The organism is Pseudomonas persica (assembly GCF_900291015.1).
Taxonomy (GTDB): domain Bacteria; phylum Pseudomonadota; class Gammaproteobacteria; order Pseudomonadales; family Pseudomonadaceae; genus Aquipseudomonas.
In genome coordinates this window covers 135,046-153,759 of the sequence record NZ_OLKL01000008.1, presented here as the reverse complement: position 1 = coordinate 153,759, position 18,714 = coordinate 135,046, and the positions used below count along the sequence as shown (strand labels likewise).

Sequence of the window (18,714 nt, the reverse complement as noted above, 5' to 3'; positions counted from 1 at the left end):
GCAAGCCAGCGCCCAGAGGATCCCACTGCACTCGGGGCCTGTGCAGTACCTGTGGGAGCTGGCTTGCCGGCGATAGGGCCGGTACAGACAGACAATGCCTGATGCCTAAAGCTTCAATTCTCCCGGCGTCGCGCCGAACAATTGCTTGAACGCCGCAATGTAAGCCGAGGTGGAGTCATACCCACACCCCTACGCCGCCTCGGTCACATTCGCCCCCGCCTCCAGCAACGCCAGCGATGACAACAGCCGCATACGCTGCCGCCAGTTGCGAAAACTCAAACCCGTCTCCCGCTGGAACAGCCGCATCAGTGTTTTCTCCGAACACCCCAACTCCCGCGCCCACTGCTGCAGGGTCTGCGGCTGGTCCGGTGCAGCGATCAAACCATTGCACAGCGCCAGCAACCCCGGGTGCCGAGGCAGTGGCAGCGAAAAACCGACCTCGGGCAGCGTGCGCAACTGGTCGAGCAGCACCGCCACCAGCCGCGCCTCGGCGCTGTCACCCTCCGGGTAGTCTGCCGGAAACAGGCAGAACTGCTTGATCAGTTCGCGCGCCAGCGGGGTCACTTCCAGCACCCGGCACTGCTCCGGTGCCCACGGACAGGCATCACGGCGCACGTACAGGCTGCGCATTTCGGCCTGCATCGAGGTGACCACTTCGTGTTCGGCATCGGCTGGAATCCACACGCCCCACTGGGGCGGGGCAAAGTAACTGCCTTCGTGGGTATACACCCCAAGCACACCGCTGATGGCGTAGGAGAACTGTACCCAGTCGTGCTGGTGGCGGGTAGTCCAGGAGCCGGCGCCAAGGCTTTCGGCACGGGCATAGAGCGGCCTGGGCAGGTGGTCCAGCGCCGGGATGGCGCGGGGGTGTCCGATGATCGGCATGGCGGCTTCTTGTAGTTCTGACCAGACAAGCCTAACAGGTGGGGTATGGCCGTGACATCTGTGTGGCCTTCTTCGCGGGTTTACCCGCGAAAGCACCGCGATATGCCGAAAAATTACCGTTCGACGATGACCGTCACTCCCTGCCCACCCGCCGCGCAGATCGAAATCAGCCCCCGCCCCTTCCCCGCCCTCGTCAGCAACTTGGCCAGGTTGGCCAATATCCGCCCCCCGGTCGCGGCAAACGGGTGCCCGGCCGCCAGCGAACTGCCCTTGACGTTGAGTTTGTTGCGGTCGATCGCCCCGAGCGGCGCATCCAGCCCCAACCGCTCACGGCAATAATCGGCATCTTCCCAGGCCTTGAGCGTGCACAGCACCTGGGCAGCAAAGGCTTCGTGAATCTCGTAATAGTCAAAGTCCTGCAGCGTCAGGCCATTGCGCGCCAGCAGCCGCGGCACCGCATACACCGGCGCCATCAACAGCCCTTCGCGACCCGTAACAAAGTCCACTGCAGCGGTTTCGCCATCGACCAGATAAGCCAGCACCGACAGCCCCTGCTGCTCGGCCCATTCCTCGCTGCCCAGCAACACCAGCGAAGCACCATCGGTCAGCGGTGTGGAATTGCCCGCCGTCAGCGTGCCCTGCCCGCTGCGATCGAAGGCTGGCTTGAGCCTGGCCAGTTGCTCCAGGGTCAGGTCAGGGCGCAGGTTGTTATCACGGGTCAACGACAGAAACGGTGTCAGCAGGTCATCCTGCCAACCTTCGGCGTACGCGGCAGCCAGCGCCTGGTGGCTGAGCAGCGCCAGTTCGTCCTGTTCGGCGCGGCCAATGCGCCAGGCCTGGGCCATGCGTTCACAATGCTCGCCCATCGACAACCCGGTGCGCGGTTCACCGTTGCGCGGCAATTCGGGTTTCAGGTGGTGAGGGCGCAGCTTGAGGAATGGCTTGAGCCGCTCACCCAGGCTGTTGCCACGGTTGGCCTGCAGCAGGATGTGGCGCAGGCCTTCGCTGACCGCAATCGGCACATCGGAGGTGGTGTCCACGCCGCCGGCAATGCCGCAGTCGATCTGCCCCAGGGCAATCTTGTTGGCCACCAGCAACGCCGCCTCCAGCCCGGTGCCGCAGGCTTGCTGGATGTCATAAGCCGGCGTCTGCGGCGACAGGCGCGAGCCCAGCACGCATTCACGGGTCAGGTTCATGTCACGCGAGTGCTTGAGCACCGTACCGGCCACCACTTCCCCCAAGCGCAACCCGTGCAAGCGGTAGCGTTCGATCAGCCCTTCGAGGGCGACAGTGAGCATCGCCTGGCTGCTGGCCGTGGCGTAGGCACCATTGGAGCGGGCGAAGGGAATTCGGTTGCCACCCAGGATCGCGACCCGGCGAAGTGAACGCATGCGCTTGTTCCTCCTGAAACAATTTGATCCGTACAGCCTAGGTGTTTTTACCGCATTCGAACGACCCTGCCACAAAGTTGGTCCACACTTTCAAGCTTGCCTTCCGGGAGACCTACTCATGAGCGATCGCTACCTCGGCTTTGCCAACTCCAACCTCGGCCGCCGTCTTGTGGATGCCCTTGGCTTGCCACGCCCGGCGCCGCTGGAGCGCTGGCAGGCCGGCCGCCTGCGCCCGGTCAAAGGCCCCCTGGTACTGGGTGGCGGGCCACTGGCGAGCCGGGTCGAAGCCATCGCCCCGCGCCTGACCGACACGCTTTACAGCTTCAATACCGACAACCTCCAGGCCGAGCCGTGGGTGGCTGGTCTGGGGCCGCAGATCAAGGCCGTGGTATTCGATGCCAGTCACCTGTCCGACAGCGACGCGTTGCAGCAGTTGCGCGAATTTTTCCAGCCACTGCTGCGCAGCCTGGCGCCGTGCGCCCATGTGCTGGTGCTGGGCCGCGCGCCAGAGAGCCTCGACAACCCGTTGGCCAGCATTGCCCAACGGGCCCTGGAAGGCTTCAGCCGCTCGCTGGCCAAGGAACTGCGCAACGGTGCGACCGCCCAGTTGCTGTATGTCGGCCCCGGCGCGGAAGACCAGCTGGAAGGCGCCCTGCGCTTCTTCCTGTCGCCCAAAAGCGCCTTCATCTCCGGCCAGGTGCTGCGCCTGCAAGCCTGCGCCAGCCAGGTCGAGGACTGGACCCGGCCGCTGGCTGGCCGCCGCGCCCTGGTAACAGGCGCCGCGCGCGGCATCGGTGCCGCCATTGCCGAAACCCTGGCGCGGGACGGTGCCGACGTACTGCTGCTCGATGTGCCGCAGGCCAGCCAGGACCTCGATGCCCTGGCCGCGCGCCTGGGTGGCAAGGCGCTACCCCTGGACATCTGCGCCGGCGACGCGGCAACGCAACTGCTCGCGGCCCTGCCCGACGGCGTCGATATCGTGGTGCACAACGCCGGTATCACCCGCGACAAGACCCTGGCCAACATGACCCCGGAATACTGGGACGCGGTGCTGGCGGTCAACCTCAAGGCGCCGCAGATGCTGACCCAGGCGCTGTACGACAACGGCGCCCTGGGTGAAAACGCGCGCATTACTCTGCTGGCCTCGGTCAGCGGCATCGCCGGCAACCGCGGGCAGGCCAACTATGCCGCGAGCAAGGCCGGGCTGATCGGCCTGGCCCAGGCATGGGCGCCCCGGCTCGCCGAGCGCGGCGGCAGCATCAATGCCGTGGCACCCGGCTTCATCGAAACCCACATGACCGCCGCCATGCCCATGGGCCTGCGTGAGGCCGGCCGGCGCTTGAGCTCGCTGGGCCAGGGCGGCCGCCCGCAAGACGTCGCCGAGGCCATCGCCTGGCTCAGCCAGCCCGGTTCCGGGGCGGTCAACGGCCAGGTGCTGCGGGTATGCGGCCAGGCCTTGATGGGGGCCTGAACATGAGCCGACACTGGCACGACCTGTACCGCCCGGCTTCGCGCGCCAACCTGTACTTGCGCGCGGTCAGCAAGCGCACCATCAGCGGCGACCAACTGCCGGATGACGGCTTGCGCTGTTTCATCCGCGTCCAGCCGGGCAACCTGGCCGCCTATCGACGGCTGTGCCACTTCACCAACGATGGCCACCTGCCGGGTACTTATCCACATGTCATGGCGTTCACGCTGCAGTTGCAGTTGATGACCGCCCCAGACTTCCCCTTCCCGCTGCTCGGCCTGGTGCACCTGCACAACCGTATCGAAGTGCTGCGCCCGCTGGGCGGTATCGAAGGGCTGCGCTTTGCGGTGTATGCAGACAATCTGCAAGCGCATGCCAAGGGCGGCACCTTCGACCTGGTCACCGAGGCCGAAGACGGCATCGGCCTGCTCTGGCGCGAAACCAGCCGTATGCTGGTGCGCGGGCTGAAGCTGGAAAGCGAGGCAGGTGAGCCTGCCGAGGACGAACCGCAAGCGTTGCCAGAGGCTACCCGCTGGTACGCCGACAGGGATATTGGTCGGCGTTATGCCAAGGTCTGCGGGGACTACAACCCGATCCACCTCAGCGCCGCCAGTGCGCGGCTGTTCGGCTTCCCCACGGCCATTGCCCATGGCATGTGGAGCAAGGCCATGGCCCTGGCGGCACTGCGCGGGCATCTGCCGCACAGTGGCTATGCCTTCGAGGTGGATTTCCGCAAACCGGTGCGGTTGCCGTCGGAGGTGGTGCTAGGTGCCAGTCAGGCGGGGGCTGCGGGAGAGCTGCGGCTGGATGGGCATGGAGGGATGCTGCATATGGTCGGGCGCTGGGCTCGGCTTTAGGCCCTCAACGCCGGCAAGCCAGCGCCCACAGGGACCGCGCAGGCTTGCGCCGATGGTAATCCTGTGGGAGCTGGCCCAGCCCTTTGGGCTGCGCTGTCGCATAGAGAACTGAATTCGCAAGCGGTCCGTGCATCCTGTGGGAGCGGCTTTANGCGCCGGTGTTCGCGGCTAAAGCCGCTCCCACAGGGGCCCTGCTAATTCAACGAGTTATGTGCAGTTCTATGAGAGCTGGCTTGCCGGCGATGGGCCGTAAAGCGGCCCCCTTGCTTTGCATCGGGCCTGCGCCGAAGCTATGCAGCATTAGGAGACCCCCGATGAACCTGCAAGAACTCACCCAACGCCTGCACCAGATCCGCGACAACAACGACTGGCGCGGCTTCCACAGCCCGAAGAACCTGGCCATGGCCGCCAGCGTCGAAATGGCCGAGCTGGTGGAAATCTTCCAGTGGCTGAGCGAAGACCAATCGCGCCAGCTGCCTGCCGACAAGCTGGCCCATGCCGGCCAGGAAATCGGCGATGTGGTGCTTTACCTGTTGCTGCTGTGCAGCGAGCTGGGCCTGGACATGGACCAGGTGGTGCGGGCCAAGCTGGCCGACAGCGAGAGGCGCTTCGCCCGATGAACGACCGTCACTTCGATGAGCTGGCCACCCGCTTTGCCGAGAAGATCTACGGCGGCGCCAAGGGTGCGATCCGCCTGGCCGTACTGCAGGCCGACCTGGCCGAAGCCCTGCCCGACCGCCCGCTGCGCATCCTCGACATCGGTGCCGGGTTGGGCCACATGGCCTTGTGGCTGGCCCAGCGCGGCCACCAGCTGACCCTGGCCGAACCCGCCGCACCGATGCTCGACGGCGCACGGGCGCGCTTTGCCGAAGCCGGCCAACCGGCCACCTTCATCCAGGCCCCCTGGCAAGACCTGCTCGGCCAGCTGACCGAACCCTACGACCTGGTGCTCTGCCACGCCGTACTCGAATGGCTGGCCGAGCCTGAAAGCATCCTGCCGGTGCTGCACCAGCTCACCGCCCCCTCCGGGTGGCTGTCACTGGCCTTCTACAACCGCGACGCACTGGTCTACCGCAACCTGCTCAAGGGCCATTTCCGCAAGTTGCGCAGTAACCGGCTGGAAGGAGAAAAGCAGAGCCTGACCCCACAGAAACCGCTTGATCCACGCGAACTCAGGGCGCAACTTGAGCCTATGTGGCAGGTTGAAAGCGAAAGTGGCGTACGGGTGTTCCACGACTACATGCCCAAGGAATTCCAGGGCAAGGCCGAGCTGCTCGACCTGCTGGAAATGGAACTGGCCTACCGTCGCCACCCCAGCTTCGCCGGGCTCGGCCGCTACCTGCACTGGGTCTGCCGCCCCCGCTGACCCGCCGGGAGGAATACATGCCGTATCGTCTGTTGTGCCTGGCCCTGCTGCCGCTTGCCCTGGCTGGCTGCCAGGGCAGCAACCCGTATGTGGCCAGCAGCCGCCCGTTACCACCGGCGCCTGCCCAGGCGGCCAGCACCTTCGATGCCAGTGCCTACCCGACACCCGCCCGTGATTACGGGCACTACCGCAGCTGGAGCTGGCGCAACGGCCAGCCGCCCAGCGGCTCGGTCGATACCGACCCGGCGCAACTGGCCGATGCCGTCAGCGGCGCGCTCGACCAGCATGGCCTGCGCCCCGCCCGTGGCGGCCCCGGCGACTTGCTGGTCAGCGCCGACATACGCCTGGAAAAGCGCTTGCGCCAGGTACGTGACTACGATGCCTACGACCCTTATTACAGCCCGTACCCCTACGGTGGTATCGGCTATGGCGGCTACCGCCATGGCTATGCTGGCTATGCCAGCGTGCCCATCGTGCGCACCTACGAGGTTCAGGTGATGGTGGTGCGTATCGACCTGTACGACGCCCGCAACGGCCAGCCGGTATGGAGTGCCAGCGCCGAAAGCGGCAGCGACAAGGACTCGCCGCGTGAACGCGAAAGTGCCTTGCGCGATTCCGTGCACAAGGCACTCAGCGGCTATCCTCCCAGTTGATATCTAACGGAGAACCATCATGTTGCGCCGTCTCGTTCTACTGTCATTCGCGTTATTGCTCGCCGCCTGCTCCAGCAGTAACGTCCAGCAGGATTTCGATGCCAGCCGTGACTTTGCCGCTTACCGCAGTTGGGCATGGCAGGAGCCGGGCCTGCAGTACCGCCCGGACGACCCGCGAATCAAGAGCGACCTGACCGAGCAGCGCATTCGCCAGGCGGTCGCCGACCAACTCGACCAGCGCGGCCTGCGCCCGGTACAAGGTGGTGCGCGGCCGGACCTGACAGTGCGCACGTACCTGATCGTCGAGCAGCGCCAGCAACAGATCACCACCAACTATGGCGGTGGCTGGGGGGGCTACTGGGGCGGCTACTGGGGTGGCCCGATGTACAACGAAACCCGCAGCGTCGACTACAAGGTCGCCACCATCCAGATCGACCTGTTCGATGGGCGTGACGGCAAGCTGGTGTGGCGCGGCAGTGCCGAGCAGATCATGAACAACTACCCGCCAAGCCCGGAAGAGCGCAACAGCGCTATCCACAACACCGTGACCAAGGTGTTGGCCAACTACCCGCCGGGGAGCAAGAAGTAACCCCTGTGGGAGCGGGTTTACCCGCGAAGAAAAAGACGCGGTTCATGGCACCGGCCTTGCCGCTGTTCGCGGGTGAACCCGCGCCCACAAGGGTCGCCTGCGAGGCCTGTTTCAACAGCGACAAAATCCATCCCGGCCACGCCTTTTTCCCTCTCCCGCTCCACTCCCCCGCAGGTTCCCGTCTATCTTCACTTAAGCAAACCTGACTGACCGGGTAGATGTGTTCAACATTTGGGAAGGGCGACCTGCCAATGCAAAGCATTGTTCTCCTGCTGTGGCTTGCCTTGTGCTCCGAACAGGATGTGCGTCAACGTCAGATATCCAACATGCTCACCCTTGGCGTGGCTGGCTGCGCCCTGGCCTGGCTGTTCGCCACCGGCCACAGCTGGATCGGCGCCGATGCCAGCGATGCCGGCTGGGCGCTGGCCATCGTCATGTTGCTGACCCTGCCCGGCTACATGCTCGGCCGTTTCGGCGCCGATGACGTCAAGCTGATGGGCGCCCTGGCCCTGGCCACCAGCCCGCAATACGTGCTTGGCACCTTTATCGGCGCCGGTGTCAGCGTGCTGCTGTGGCTGCTCACCCGCCGGCGCCTGTGGACCTTGCTCAACCCCAAGGTGAAAAAGCGTTTGCAGGCCCTGACCGAGGAAATGGGCGACAAGCAAGCGTTCGTCCCCTATGTGCTCACCGGTTTTCTTCTGACTGCTGTATGGATCCAATGAGCAATCCCTTGGTCTGATACCTGTACGTACCTTGTACAAACCCGCTACCCACGGCTATTTTTAGTGTGCCAGCGTGCCTGGCTCGGGAGCAGGACCGCATGCGAACAGGGAGTTGATCGTGTCCAGAGCGTTCAGTGAAGTGAAGATCTTGGTGGTCGATGACCAACCAGAAATCGTCGAACAACTCTGTGAGTTTCTCGAAACCCAGGGTTATCACTGCCTGCCGGCCCATTCCACTGACGAAGCCATCGAGCGCTACCTGGCAGACGAGGCCATTGGCCTGGCAATCTGTGACCTGCACATGCCTGGGCGTGATGGTATCGAGCTGGTCCACGCCTTGAAGGCGCTCGGCGGGCAGCGCATGTTCGAGGCCATCATGCTGACCGGCCGCGCGGAGAAACAGGATGTGATCCGCGCGCTGCGTGAAGGCTTTGCCGATTACTACCAGAAGCCCATGGACCTCGATGAGCTGCTGGAAGGCGTGCGCCGCCAGGAACAGGCCGTGCTGGAGCACCAGCGTAGCTTCCGCGACCTGGGTGGGTTGAGCCAGCGCTTGCAAGAGCTGGCCGACTCTGTGGACGAGCTGTACCAGGACCTGGAAAAAGCCCGGGGCCAGGGTACCCACCGGCGTGCCAGTGATGTGGAAGAAAGTGAAAGCGAGCTGCCTGCGGCGTTCGAGAAGCTGTCGCCACGCCAGCTGGAAGTGACGCGCCTGGTGGGCAAGGGCAAGACCAACTACCAGATTGCCTGTGAGCTAGGCATTACCGAAAATACCGTGAAGCTGTATGTGTCGCAGGTGCTGCGCCTGACCCACATGCACAACCGCACCCAGCTGGCATTGGCACTGGCGCCCAGTTCGTCGCCGGTGCACCAGCGCTTTACCACCCATTGAGTGCCCACAGCGCCCCTTACAACTGAACAGCAACAGTCAAAGTCAGCCGAGGCCCACGGTCCAGACTGTCCAATGCCACATCCGCCAAAGGCTTGGCCAGTTCCAGCGCCACATTGAACAAGCGCCCATCGCCCAACCGCACACCAAGCGCTGCCGAAGCCAGGTGGGCATCTTCCACCGGCCCCCGGTTATGCCAGGCCTGTGCCGTATCCAATACTACATAGGGCTGCACCAGCGCCAGCCAGTTACCCCGCATGCTGTAATTCAACTCGTAAGCCACACCCCAGCCCTTGTCCCCGTCCGCCTGGTCACGCGGGTAGCCACGGCCGAAATGCTGCCCGCCAAAGCCCGCACGCTCGCTGTCGGGCAAGCGCTCATCACTCCAGTACAACGCCCCGGACATCACCCCCTGCCAGTTATCGAGCAACGCATCACTCTGCAACCCCGAAAGCCGCAACCGCAGAAAATCCAGATCGTAGTCGGCATCGCTGCGTGCCCCCAGGTAATCCAGCCCCTGATAGACCCCGACGCTGACGATACGCAAACGGCCCTCGTCGATCTTGCGCCAGTCGCCCTCGAATGACAGCGCACGCACGTAAGTGTCGTAGGCACCTGCCGATGACATTCCATCTACCCGGTCTTCGAAGTGCTCACTGAGCGAATACATCTGCCCTTGCACCACCATCCATTCATCCGGCCTGACGATCACCGGCTGGCGTAGGCCGATCGCATAGCGATCGCTGTCACGCTTGCGGGTGATGTCTCGGCCATCGTCCAGACGAATACGCGTGTCGGGTTCGCTGCGGTAGCGCGAAGCCGACAGCAGCAGCTGGCTGCCGCCCGCATCCAGGTACTGGCTGTAGGCCAGGCGCTGATAATGCACCTGGTCATCCCCCGCTGGCAGCAACAGGCTGGCCTCGATCTGTTCGGCAAAGCGGGTCTGAGCGTGGCTGGTTGCCGTCAGCAGCGCCTGCGCATCGTCGCGGTTGCCATCGGCCATGGTAACAGCAGCGCTGAACGGCTTACGCCGCGCATGCACGGTCAATCGGGCGGCGCCATCAGCGGTTTGCGCCACGGCCAGCTGCGGCTCTATCGTCACCCCCGGCAGGCGCTCGGCCAGGCCCAGGTAGCGCTCCAGCGTTTCCCGGGTCAGCGGCCGTTCGGCAGCAAGCCGTTCCAGCAGTTGCTGCAGATAGGCGCTGGCCGGGCCGATATCGCCGTCCACGCGGTAATCACGGATATAGCCTTCGACCAGCACCACATTGACCCGGCCATCGGCCACTTCCTGCGGCGGCAGGTAGGCGTACGACAACAGGTAGCCTTCTTGCCGATAGCGCTGGGTCAGGCTCGCGGTGTACTGCTGCAGTTCGCCCAACGTGATCTGACGGCCGATCAGCGGCTGGTAGTGTTCGCGCAGCTCGCTCAAGGGGAACACCGTGCCGCCTTCGAAGCGCACTTTATGCAGCACCAGCCGGGTATTCGCAGGTGCCCCGGCGGGCCTGTCGCCAGCCGCCCCGGCCAGCTGCAGCCGAGTGCTGACCGGGCGGTAGGCGTCTATTGGAAGGTTGGCGCCGGGCAGGCGGCGTTCGTATTCATGGCTGTCGAGAACACCCGGCAACGGTTCGGCATGGGCGGCAAGCGCCCAAGGCAGCAACAACAGGGGCACGGCCAGAGGACGCATAGGGCGCTCCATGTTCCCTGGGGCTGCATTGCAGCCCTGCGCGGGCACGCCCGCTCTCATAGAACTGCACATAACTCGTTGAATTAGCGGGGCCCCTGTGGGAGCGGCTTTAGCCGCGAACACCGGCGCAGCCGGTGCCATGCACCGCGTTGGATTCTTCGCGGCTNCAGGATGCACGGACCGCTTGCGAATTCAGTTCTCTATGCGACAGCGCAGACCAAAGGGCTGGGCCATCTCCCACAGGGATCGCGCACCTTCCGAACTCAGCGCCAAGCCTGTAGGAGCGGGCGTGCCCGCGAAGGGCCGCAAAGCGGCCCCACATTGCTTAACTGACAGGCATCAGGGGCGCCAGCCGGTCACACCCGTTACCTGCAAGCGTAGGTGCTGCCTCGGCCCTCGTCGAACGGCTACTCACTCACCTGGAACGCCACACGCGCCGTCTCGCCGCTTTCGTCCAGCGCGCTGATTTCGGCCTGCCCAACCTGTGGCAAGCGCACCAGCAGGCTGTCCTGGCCCTGGGTTTCGCCCAATGGCTGGCCATTGAGGAACCACCAGCGCCGGCCGCCGCCGCCCAGCGCTGACACATGCAGTTGCAACGGCTCGCTGCTGGTGGCCGGGCGGCGCAGGTTGTCACCCGGGCGCACGCCCACGATCGACAGCGGCGGCGCACTGGCCGGCAGCTGCGGCGGGCAGGCCGGGTCGCTGGCCGGCAGGCGCGCTGCACGCCGCTCTATGCGTGGCAGCCAAGGCTCCAGCGGAGCCGGCCAGAGGGCGATGTCGCGGGCCTTGGCGCCCGGGCAGTGGCCATCGACGCGCAGCCCCTGATCGTTGACCCACACGCTTTCGCGCAGGCCCAGGCCGAGTGGCTGGTCGGCGGCCTGCAGGGTTGGCGGCGTGGTACCGTCCAGGGTCCAGGCGAAACGCTGACGCCGGCAGTTGGGGTCCTGTTTGTTCATCGGCTGGCCCAGCGGCCAACAGATCGCCGCCACGCCGACATTCGCCGGCACCCGCTGCACCGGCACGCTGATGCCACGCTGGCTGTCACGGTTGCTCAGCAGGTCGTGCACCTGCAGCATCAGCGGCGCTGCCGAAGCCAGCCCGAATTGCCCGGGCACCGGCGTACCGTCGGGGCGGCCGATCCATACGCCGATCAGGTAGCGCGGGCCCACGCCGATCGACCAGGCGTCGCGAAAGCCATAGCTGGTGCCGGTTTTCCAGGCCAGCTGCGGGCGTTGCACCAGCTCGGCATGCGGATCGCGGTCGGGGCGCGCCTGGCCGCTGAGGATGCGCCGGATGATCCACGCCGCCCCCGGTGACAGCAGGCGCCGTTCCAGCAACGGATCCTGCGGTTGCAGGCGCACTCGCGCACTGTTGCCACCCCGCGCCAGCGCAGCGTAGCCACCCACCAGGTCCTCCAGGCGGCTGCCCGCGCCCCCCAGGATCAACGACAGGTTGGGCTCGGCCAGGGGCGGCAGTATCAGCGGCATGCCCGCCATGCGCAGTTGCGCGGCAAAGCGTTTCGGGCCGTAGGCCTCCAGCAGCTGCACCGCTGGCAGGTTGAGCGACAGGGCCAGCGCCGAACTGGCCGATACCGGCCCGCTGAAACCCATGGAGAAGTTGCCGGGGCGGTAGTCGCCATAGCGTCGCGGCACATCCTGCAGCAGCGATTCGGAATGGATCAGGCCATCGTCCAGCGCCATGCCGTAGAGGAACGGCTTGAGGGTGGAGCCTGGCGAGCGCAACGAACGCACCATATCGACATGCCCGAAGCGGCGCTCGTCGGCCAGATCGATCGAGCCCAGGTAGGCACGCACCGCCATGGTTTGCGCATCGACCACCAGGATGGCGGCGGAGGTGCGCTCCGGCAGCCGTGCGCGCCAGCCCAGCAGCAGGTCTTCGAGGCGCCGCTGCAATGCGGCGTCGAGCGTAGTGCGGATCAGCGGCGGGCTGTCGGTGCTGTTCAGGCGCCGGGCCAGCAGCGGCGCCAGGGCCGGTTCCTGACGTGGCGCCAGCACCAGCGGCTCGTCGGCTGCCTCACGGATTTGCTGTGCCGGCCACACCTGGTATTCGGCCAGGCGTTGCAACACTTTGTCCCGGGCGCGCTGGGCACGTTCGGGGTGGCGGTCCGGGCGCAGGCGGCTGGGCGCCTGGGGCAGCACAGCCAGCAGCGCCGCTTCGGCCGGGGTCAGGTGCATGGGCGACTTGCCCAGGTAGGCCCAGCTGGCGGCCGCAACGCCCTGCAGGGTGCCGCCGAAGGGCGCGCGGTCCAGGTAGATTTGCAGGATTTCGCGCTTGGACAAATGCCATTCCAGCTGCGCCGTACGCCACAACTGGCGCAGTTTGCCGGCCAGGGAGCGCTCATGCGGGTCGAGCAGACGCGCTACCTGCATCGACAGCGTGCTGCCGCCCGACACTACACGCCCGCCACGCAGGTTCAGCCAGGCAGCGCGGGCCAGGGCCAGCGGATTGACCCCGGGGTGGCTGTAGAACCAGCGGTCCTCGTAGGTCAGCAGCGCCTGCAGATACAGCGGTGAAACCTCGTCTGGGCTGACCGGGTAGCGCCACACACCATCGGCATCGGCAAAGCGCCACAACGGCGTGCCGTCTTCGGCCAGCACCACCCGGGCCAAGTCGTCGCCGGGCATCGGCAGCGGCCAGAGACGGTCGGCCAGCCACAACAGGCCGAACAGCACCAGCATGCCGATCACCGTGGCGCGTAACAGCCTGCCCGCACGAGTGCGCGGCCGCGTTAAGCTTGGCATCGGGAACCGACCCGGCCAGGTGATGGCCAAAGGCTTGGGAACGGCAACCTCGCCGATTCGTTCATCAGGAAGCAACTATGCATGTAGAAGGTTTTTTCGAGTGGCTGGGCCAGGCGCTGGGGTCGTTGATCCGCTTCATCGTCGACGCATTGAGCGGGCTGTTCAACCTGCTGGCCAGTGCCGGTGGCAATTTCATCGATGGCCTGGCGCGCACCTTGGGCATGGAGACCTCGCTGCTCAGCATCCTCGCCCTGATCATCGGCCTGGTGCTGCTGTACTCGGCAATCCGCGCGTTCATGCGCGCCTCGATCATCCTCGGGATCATCTGGCTGCTGCTGGGGTTGTGGGTGATGAGCTGGGTGATTCACTGACATTGAACTGCCCGGCGCGGACCTGTGGGAGCGGCCTTGTGTCGCGAAAGGGCTGCGCAGCAGCCCCACTATTTCAGCTCCGCCGCTTTGAATGCCGGGGCCGCTGTGCGGCCCTTTTGCGACACAAGGCCGCTCCCACATAGTCCGCGCAAGACAGGTGCTTAACGGGCTTTTACGGTCATCTCCCCTTGCCCATCCCCCACGGCCTGCAGGTTCGGTCGGTACATCGATTCGACCTGCGGCGGCGGCACGCGGTAAGTGCCCGGGGTCACCGCCCGCGCCAGGTACAGCAGGTGGGTGGTGCCGTAGCTGTCCAGCTTGAGTGCGGCGACGTAACGGTCATCGCGGTACTCCTGGTGCACCACGCTGGCATTCTGCATCGACTCGCGCCATTCCTTCACCGCACTGCTGGCGTTGTCCAGGCTGGCGGCACTCTGCGCCAGGTTCTGGTTTTCCAGCTCCAGGCCGGCCGGTAGCAAGTCCACCACCAGCGCATCCGGCACCCGGTCTTCAGCCTTGAGCGCCAGGTGCACCAGCACCAGGTCGCCACTGCGCAGGTTGTGCAGGTCCAACGGCTGGCCATTCATGCCCAGGTACTCACGGCGGATCTGCATGCCATTGCCACCGGCCGCAGGCGCCTGACGTGGGTAACCCGACAGGGTCAGTTGCTGGTACAGCGTCTCGCTGCCCTGGTTATGCACACTCAGCGGCGAGGCCAGCAACGGGCCTTCGAGCTTCATGCCGGACTCGGCATTGTTGAATTCGCGCACTTCGCCTGCGCTGTCCAGGCGCGCCTGCCACTGGCCTTCCGGCTTGCCCAGCAGGCCACGGCCGGCCAGGAACAGCGCATTGCGCTCCTGGGTCGACAGCCAGCGGTTGGCCGCCAGCTCATCCGACAGGGCGAACAGACGCTGGTCGACCTGGCCGCTGGCCAGGCTGCTTTCCTGCAGCAGCGCCAGGATCAGTGCCTGGTCGCGCAGGGCGCTACCATAGTCGGCCATCCAGCCTCTACCGCGGCTGATGCCCAGGCCCGCCTGCAGGGCCTGCTCGGCACGCGGCTTGTCGCCCATCTTGTCCAGCGCCACCGCCAGTTGCACCAGCGGCAGGCCAGAGCGAGCGTCGGCGCGGCGTTCGAACAGGCTACGCAGGGCTCCCAGCGGCGCCTGCTGGCTGCGCGACAGCACCAATGCCGCATAGGCCTGTACGGCGAAGCGGGTGTGTTCGGCGTTCTCGCTGTAATCGACTTCGATCAGGTTGCGCTCCTGCAGGTAGCGCAGCAGGCGCTCGCTGGCCTTCTTCAGCGCTTCGGCCGGCACGCCATAGCCCTGGTCACGGGCACGCAGCAGGAAGTCGGTGACATAGGCGGTCAGCCAGTACTCTTCTTCGCTGTCCGAGTTCCACAGGCCGAAGCTGCCGTTGTAGCGCTGCATGCCCAGCAGGTGCTCGATCCCCATCTCGATCTTGCGCTTGCGCACATCGGCTGGCTCGCCCTTGATACCCAGGCGCTTGAGGCTGTCGGCATCGGCGTACAGCGACGGGTAGAGACCGCTGGTGGTCTGCTCCAGGCAACCGTAGGGGTAGGCTTCGAGGGCTCGGATCTGCTCGGCCAGGTTCAGCGGCGGCCGGCTCGACAAGGCCAGGCTGGCTTCCAGCCCGGCGGGTTCGAAGGCGGCCAGGTCTGCTTCAGGCAGGGTCCATGGCTGGTCCTTCAAGGCCACGCGGTAGTGCTTGAGCATCGCCGGGTAGGCCGGGCGCACACCCAGCGTCCACTCACGCTCGAACGCGCTGGTCGGCTCGTTCGGCAACTGCATGCCAGTTACCCGCACCTGCACCGTGCCCTGCCCCAGGCCACCCTGGGCCTGTACCGGGATCATCAGCGTCGAGCGCTGGCCTTCAGCCAGGGCAACGTTCTGCACGGCGTTGGCCGCCAGGCTCAGCTGCCCTTCAGTGCTGATTGCAACGTTCAGCTGCTGGGCACGGCCCGACAGGTTGGCCAGGTCCAGCGCCAGGCTGGTGCGGTCGCCACCGGCCAGGAAGCGCGGCGCCGAGAGTTCGGCAATCAGCGGCGCGGCGACCACGGTCTTGCCTTCGGCCATGCCGAAGTGCTCCTCGGTCCAGGCCTGGGCCATCAGCCGCAGTTCGCCGTTGAAGTCGGGGATATCGACCGTGACCTGGCCCTCGCCCTTGTCGTCCAGGGTCACCGGCAGGCTCTGCCGGGCAACGATGGTCACCGTGGTGTTGGGGCGCTTGCCGCCCTTGGCCATCGCCGCGTCACCGCCGAACGCCAGGCTGGCCAGGCGGCCCTGCCCGGCTTCGATCAACTGGCCGTAGATATCCAGCTGGTCAGCACCGTAGGCCTTGCGCCCGAACAGGCTGGCGAACGGGTCAGGGGTCTTGAAGTCGGTGATGTTGAGGATGCCCACGTCCACCGCCGACAACAGCACATGCACCTGTTTGGGCACACTGCCATCGGCATTGGCGGCCTTGACCTTCACGGTCAGCGGTTGTTTCGGGCGCATTTTCTCCGGCGCCTGCAGGCTCACCGCCAGCTTGCGCTCGGCGCGGTCCAGCGGCAGGTGCAGCACGCCCACCGCGCGTTTCGGCGTGGCGTTGGCCTTGCGCTCACCCGGGCGGATCACCAGCGCGCTGATGTACAGATCGTGGCGTGCCCACTGCTTGTCCAGCTGCACGTCGAACGTCTTGCCCTCGGCGGGCACGTCGATCTCCTGCCACCACAGCGGGCCATCGCTGGACTCGACCATCAGGTAGCCGCTGCCGGCTGCAGGCGGGGTGACGGTGACCTTGGCGGTAGCGCCGTCGGCATAGGATGGCTTGTCCAGCGCCAGCTTGACCTGGTCCGGCCGCACCGCACCGCCTTCGGCGTTGTCCTGGGCGCGGTAGCCGGCCCAGAAGCGCGCGCTGGACACCAGGCCGGTCTGCGGGTCTTCCACCTCGACGCGGTACGGGCCCCACTCCACCTGGAAGCTCAGCTTGGCGGTGGAGCCGGCCTTGACGCTGACGGTCTCCTCGCTCTGGGTGAGGAATTTCTCGTTGTAGGCGTAGCTCCAGCCATCGCTCTGCGAGTAGTTCCAGTAGTAGTCGCGGCGCTCGCGAACCAGGCGCACCTTGAGATCGTTGGCCGCCAGCTTGTGGCCATCGCGGTCGGCCACCAGGAACTCGAACTCCACCGGCCCGTCACTGTCGGTTTCCTCACCGTCAAACAGGCCACGCAGGCCTGGCAGGCGCTCGGCCGGCCAGATGGGTTGTTCCAGGCGCCGGGTGATCGGTCGGCCACCGGACTCCTGCAGGCTGGCCTGCACGGTCAGTTGCAGCGGCGAGCGGGCTTCGGCCCAGCGGCTTTCGATATCGACCACGGCCTTGCCGGCCTGGTCGAGGGTGACTTCGTCCAGCTCCAGGTCCTGGTTCAGCTCGGTTTCGGTGACCGAGCCGAACTGGTAGCCAGGCAGCGCCGGTACCGCCTCACGCAGCGGGCGAACATAGGCCTGGCCGCTCAAGCGGTTGCCGGCAGCCGGGGCGCCGTAGAGGTAACGGCCATTGACCTGGATGCGCGCATCCTGATCCGGCGACAACGGTGTGCTGCTGCCCTTGAGTTCCAGCGCCAGGCGCTCGGGCAGGAAGTCTTCGACGAGGAACTCATACACCTGCTTGCGCCCGCCGCCGAGGTCGAGCAGCAGTTGCCAGCGTCCGGTCGGGGCCTCGCTGGCCAGCTGCAACTGGTACTGGTACAGGCCATTGCCGTCGGCTTCCCAAACGAACTTGCGGCTGACCTGCTCATCCGGGCGACGCACTTCCACGCTCACCGGCTGGGCCTTGACCGGCTTGCCGTCCTGGTCGCGCAACAGGCCGTTGAGCAACACCGTTTCGCCTGGGCGATACAGGTCACGCGGGCCGAAGATGAAGAACTGCAGCGGGTTGGCCTGAGGGCCGGTAATGTCGAACTCGGCCAGGTCCAGCGCCGCGCTGCCCAGGCGCAGCAGGGTGGTGTGCACGCCCTGGGTGGCGATCAGGGTATCGGCCTTGGGCGTGATCGGCAGCTGGGCGTGGCCATCGCCATCGGTGCTGGCCTGGGCCAGCAGCTTGCCCTTGTCGTCATGGATTTCCAGGTTAACGCCGTTCATCGCCTTGCCGCCTTCCAGGGCCTGGGCGAACACATCGAGGCGGTCGCGGTAGCGATGCGCGGACACACCGATGTCGCTGAGAGTGAACAGGGTCGCTGGTTGCGAGTAGTCGTAGGTGCCCGAGGCACGCATCACCGCCAGGTACACGCCCGGCTCCTGCAGCGGCTTGATGCCGGCGATCGGCAGCAGCACGGTTTCGCGGGTATTGCGCGCAGGGTTGAGGTCGAAGCGGCCGCTGTAGACCAGCTCGGCCATGTCCAGGGTTTCCTTGGACTGGTAGTAGTACAGGCTGCTGTTGCGCCCCCAGTTGACCAGGAAGGTCGAGAGCATGTCCGGCTTCACGCGGAAGAACTCGACATCGACCTTGTCGACGTTGAGGGCAATCACCGGCAGGCCCTCGGCCAGGCGCGTGGGCAGCAGCGAACCACGGCTGGCGAAGCCGATGGTCGGCTGCATGTCGCGGGTTTCCAGGCGGGTGATCGACTCCTCTTCCAATCGCTTGCCGTTGACGGCCAGCAGGCCTTTGTCGACGGTCAGCACCAACTTGCGCTGCGGTTCCAGGTGACGCAGGCGCAGCTCCATCTGGTTGTCGGAGAGTTCCCAGGCGCCGTCGAGCTTGCCTTTGACGGTGTCGACCAGGTGTACCTTGGTGGCGAGGTCCTGCCTGGCATCCAGCGGTGCGGAGAAGCTGATCGACAGCGTCGCGGCGCCATCGAGCTGCACTTCGGAAACATCCAGCACCGTGAGCTCGCGGCCCTCGTAGCGCTTGGCGAGTACGGCCGGGTCTTCGCGCTGGGGTGCCGGGGTGGCGGCGGGCGCAGTGGCCACCGGCTTTTCGGCTGGCGCCGGTCTGTCCGGCGTCGAAGAGTCACAGGCACTGAGCAGAGCCAGCGCGCAGGCCAGCAACAATCCTTTGTTGAACATGGAGTAGGAACTCT

At 65.8% G+C, this 18,714-nt stretch carries 13 protein-coding genes and 1 pseudogene; 9 read left to right on the top strand and 5 right to left on the bottom strand.

What is annotated here, in order from left to right; all coding sequences use genetic code 11:
* Window positions 1-105 precede the first annotated feature (105 nt).
* A pseudogene (locus tag FQ664_RS03445) lies at window positions 106-885 on the bottom strand (AraC family transcriptional regulator).
* 113 nt (window positions 886-998) lie between these two features.
* A complete protein-coding gene (locus tag FQ664_RS03440) occupies window positions 999-2,276 on the bottom strand; it encodes an acetyl-CoA C-acetyltransferase (protein WP_144170409.1) in 1,278 nt (425 codons plus the stop codon).
* A 118-nt stretch (window positions 2,277-2,394) separates the two neighbouring features.
* On the opposite strand from FQ664_RS03440, the gene FQ664_RS03435 reads away from it, so the two are divergent.
* The 8 genes from FQ664_RS03435 to FQ664_RS03395 all read left to right on the top strand — a co-directional run bounded on the left by FQ664_RS03435 (window position 2,395) and on the right by FQ664_RS03395 (window position 8,823).
* Complete coding sequence (locus FQ664_RS03435; RefSeq protein ID WP_144170408.1) at window positions 2,395-3,747, top strand: 3-oxoacyl-ACP reductase; 1,353 nt, start codon at window positions 2,395-2,397, stop codon at window positions 3,745-3,747.
* Between the two features lie 2 nt (window positions 3,748-3,749).
* Window positions 3,750-4,601: a MaoC family dehydratase gene (locus FQ664_RS03430; protein ID WP_144170407.1), complete on the top strand. Its 852-nt coding sequence runs from the start codon at window positions 3,750-3,752 to the stop codon at window positions 4,599-4,601.
* Window positions 4,602-4,915: 314 nt separating this feature from the next.
* The gene (locus FQ664_RS03425; RefSeq protein WP_013970728.1) at window positions 4,916-5,221 is read left to right on the top strand and encodes a MazG-like family protein; all 306 of its coding nucleotides are present in this window, start codon (window positions 4,916-4,918) and stop codon (window positions 5,219-5,221) included.
* Window positions 5,218-5,967 (top strand): methyltransferase domain-containing protein, encoded by a 750-nt coding sequence (locus FQ664_RS03420; RefSeq protein WP_100413275.1) that lies wholly within the window; start codon window positions 5,218-5,220, stop codon window positions 5,965-5,967. The genes FQ664_RS03425 and FQ664_RS03420 overlap by 4 nt, the downstream gene beginning before the upstream one ends.
* 17 nt (window positions 5,968-5,984) lie before the next feature.
* On the top strand, window positions 5,985-6,620 hold the full coding sequence (locus FQ664_RS03415) for a DUF4136 domain-containing protein (RefSeq protein WP_144170406.1): 636 nt from the start codon (window positions 5,985-5,987) through the stop codon (window positions 6,618-6,620).
* A gap of 19 nt (window positions 6,621-6,639) precedes the next feature.
* Window positions 6,640-7,209, top strand: coding sequence for a DUF4136 domain-containing protein (locus FQ664_RS03410; RefSeq protein WP_144170405.1), 570 nt, complete (start codon window positions 6,640-6,642; stop codon window positions 7,207-7,209).
* Between the two features lie 251 nt (window positions 7,210-7,460).
* Window positions 7,461-7,931 carry an A24 family peptidase gene (locus FQ664_RS03400; protein ID WP_144170403.1) on the top strand — a complete coding sequence of 157 codons (471 nt, stop codon included), beginning with the start codon at window positions 7,461-7,463 and terminating at the stop codon, window positions 7,929-7,931.
* A 118-nt stretch (window positions 7,932-8,049) separates the two neighbouring features.
* Window positions 8,050-8,823 carry a response regulator transcription factor gene (locus FQ664_RS03395; RefSeq protein WP_144170402.1) on the top strand — a complete coding sequence of 258 codons (774 nt, stop codon included), beginning with the start codon at window positions 8,050-8,052 and terminating at the stop codon, window positions 8,821-8,823.
* A gap of 16 nt (window positions 8,824-8,839) precedes the next feature.
* On the opposite strand, the gene FQ664_RS03390 is transcribed toward FQ664_RS03395, so the two are convergent.
* Window positions 8,840-10,504: a ShlB/FhaC/HecB family hemolysin secretion/activation protein gene (locus FQ664_RS03390; RefSeq protein WP_144170401.1), complete on the bottom strand. Its 1,665-nt coding sequence runs from the start codon at window positions 10,502-10,504 to the stop codon at window positions 8,840-8,842.
* A gap of 407 nt (window positions 10,505-10,911) precedes the next feature.
* Complete coding sequence (pbpC, locus tag FQ664_RS03380; RefSeq protein ID WP_144170399.1) at window positions 10,912-13,266, bottom strand: peptidoglycan glycosyltransferase PbpC; 2,355 nt, start codon at window positions 13,264-13,266, stop codon at window positions 10,912-10,914.
* Between the two features lie 77 nt (window positions 13,267-13,343).
* On the opposite strand from pbpC, the gene FQ664_RS03375 reads away from it, so the two are divergent.
* Window positions 13,344-13,637, top strand: coding sequence for a hypothetical protein (locus FQ664_RS03375; protein WP_025337571.1), 294 nt, complete (start codon window positions 13,344-13,346; stop codon window positions 13,635-13,637).
* 161 nt (window positions 13,638-13,798) lie between these two features.
* Here the strand turns inward: FQ664_RS03375 and FQ664_RS03370 are convergent, their stop codons facing one another.
* Complete coding sequence (locus FQ664_RS03370; RefSeq protein ID WP_144170398.1) at window positions 13,799-18,700, bottom strand: alpha-2-macroglobulin family protein; 4,902 nt, start codon at window positions 18,698-18,700, stop codon at window positions 13,799-13,801.
* Window positions 18,701-18,714 lie beyond the last annotated feature (14 nt).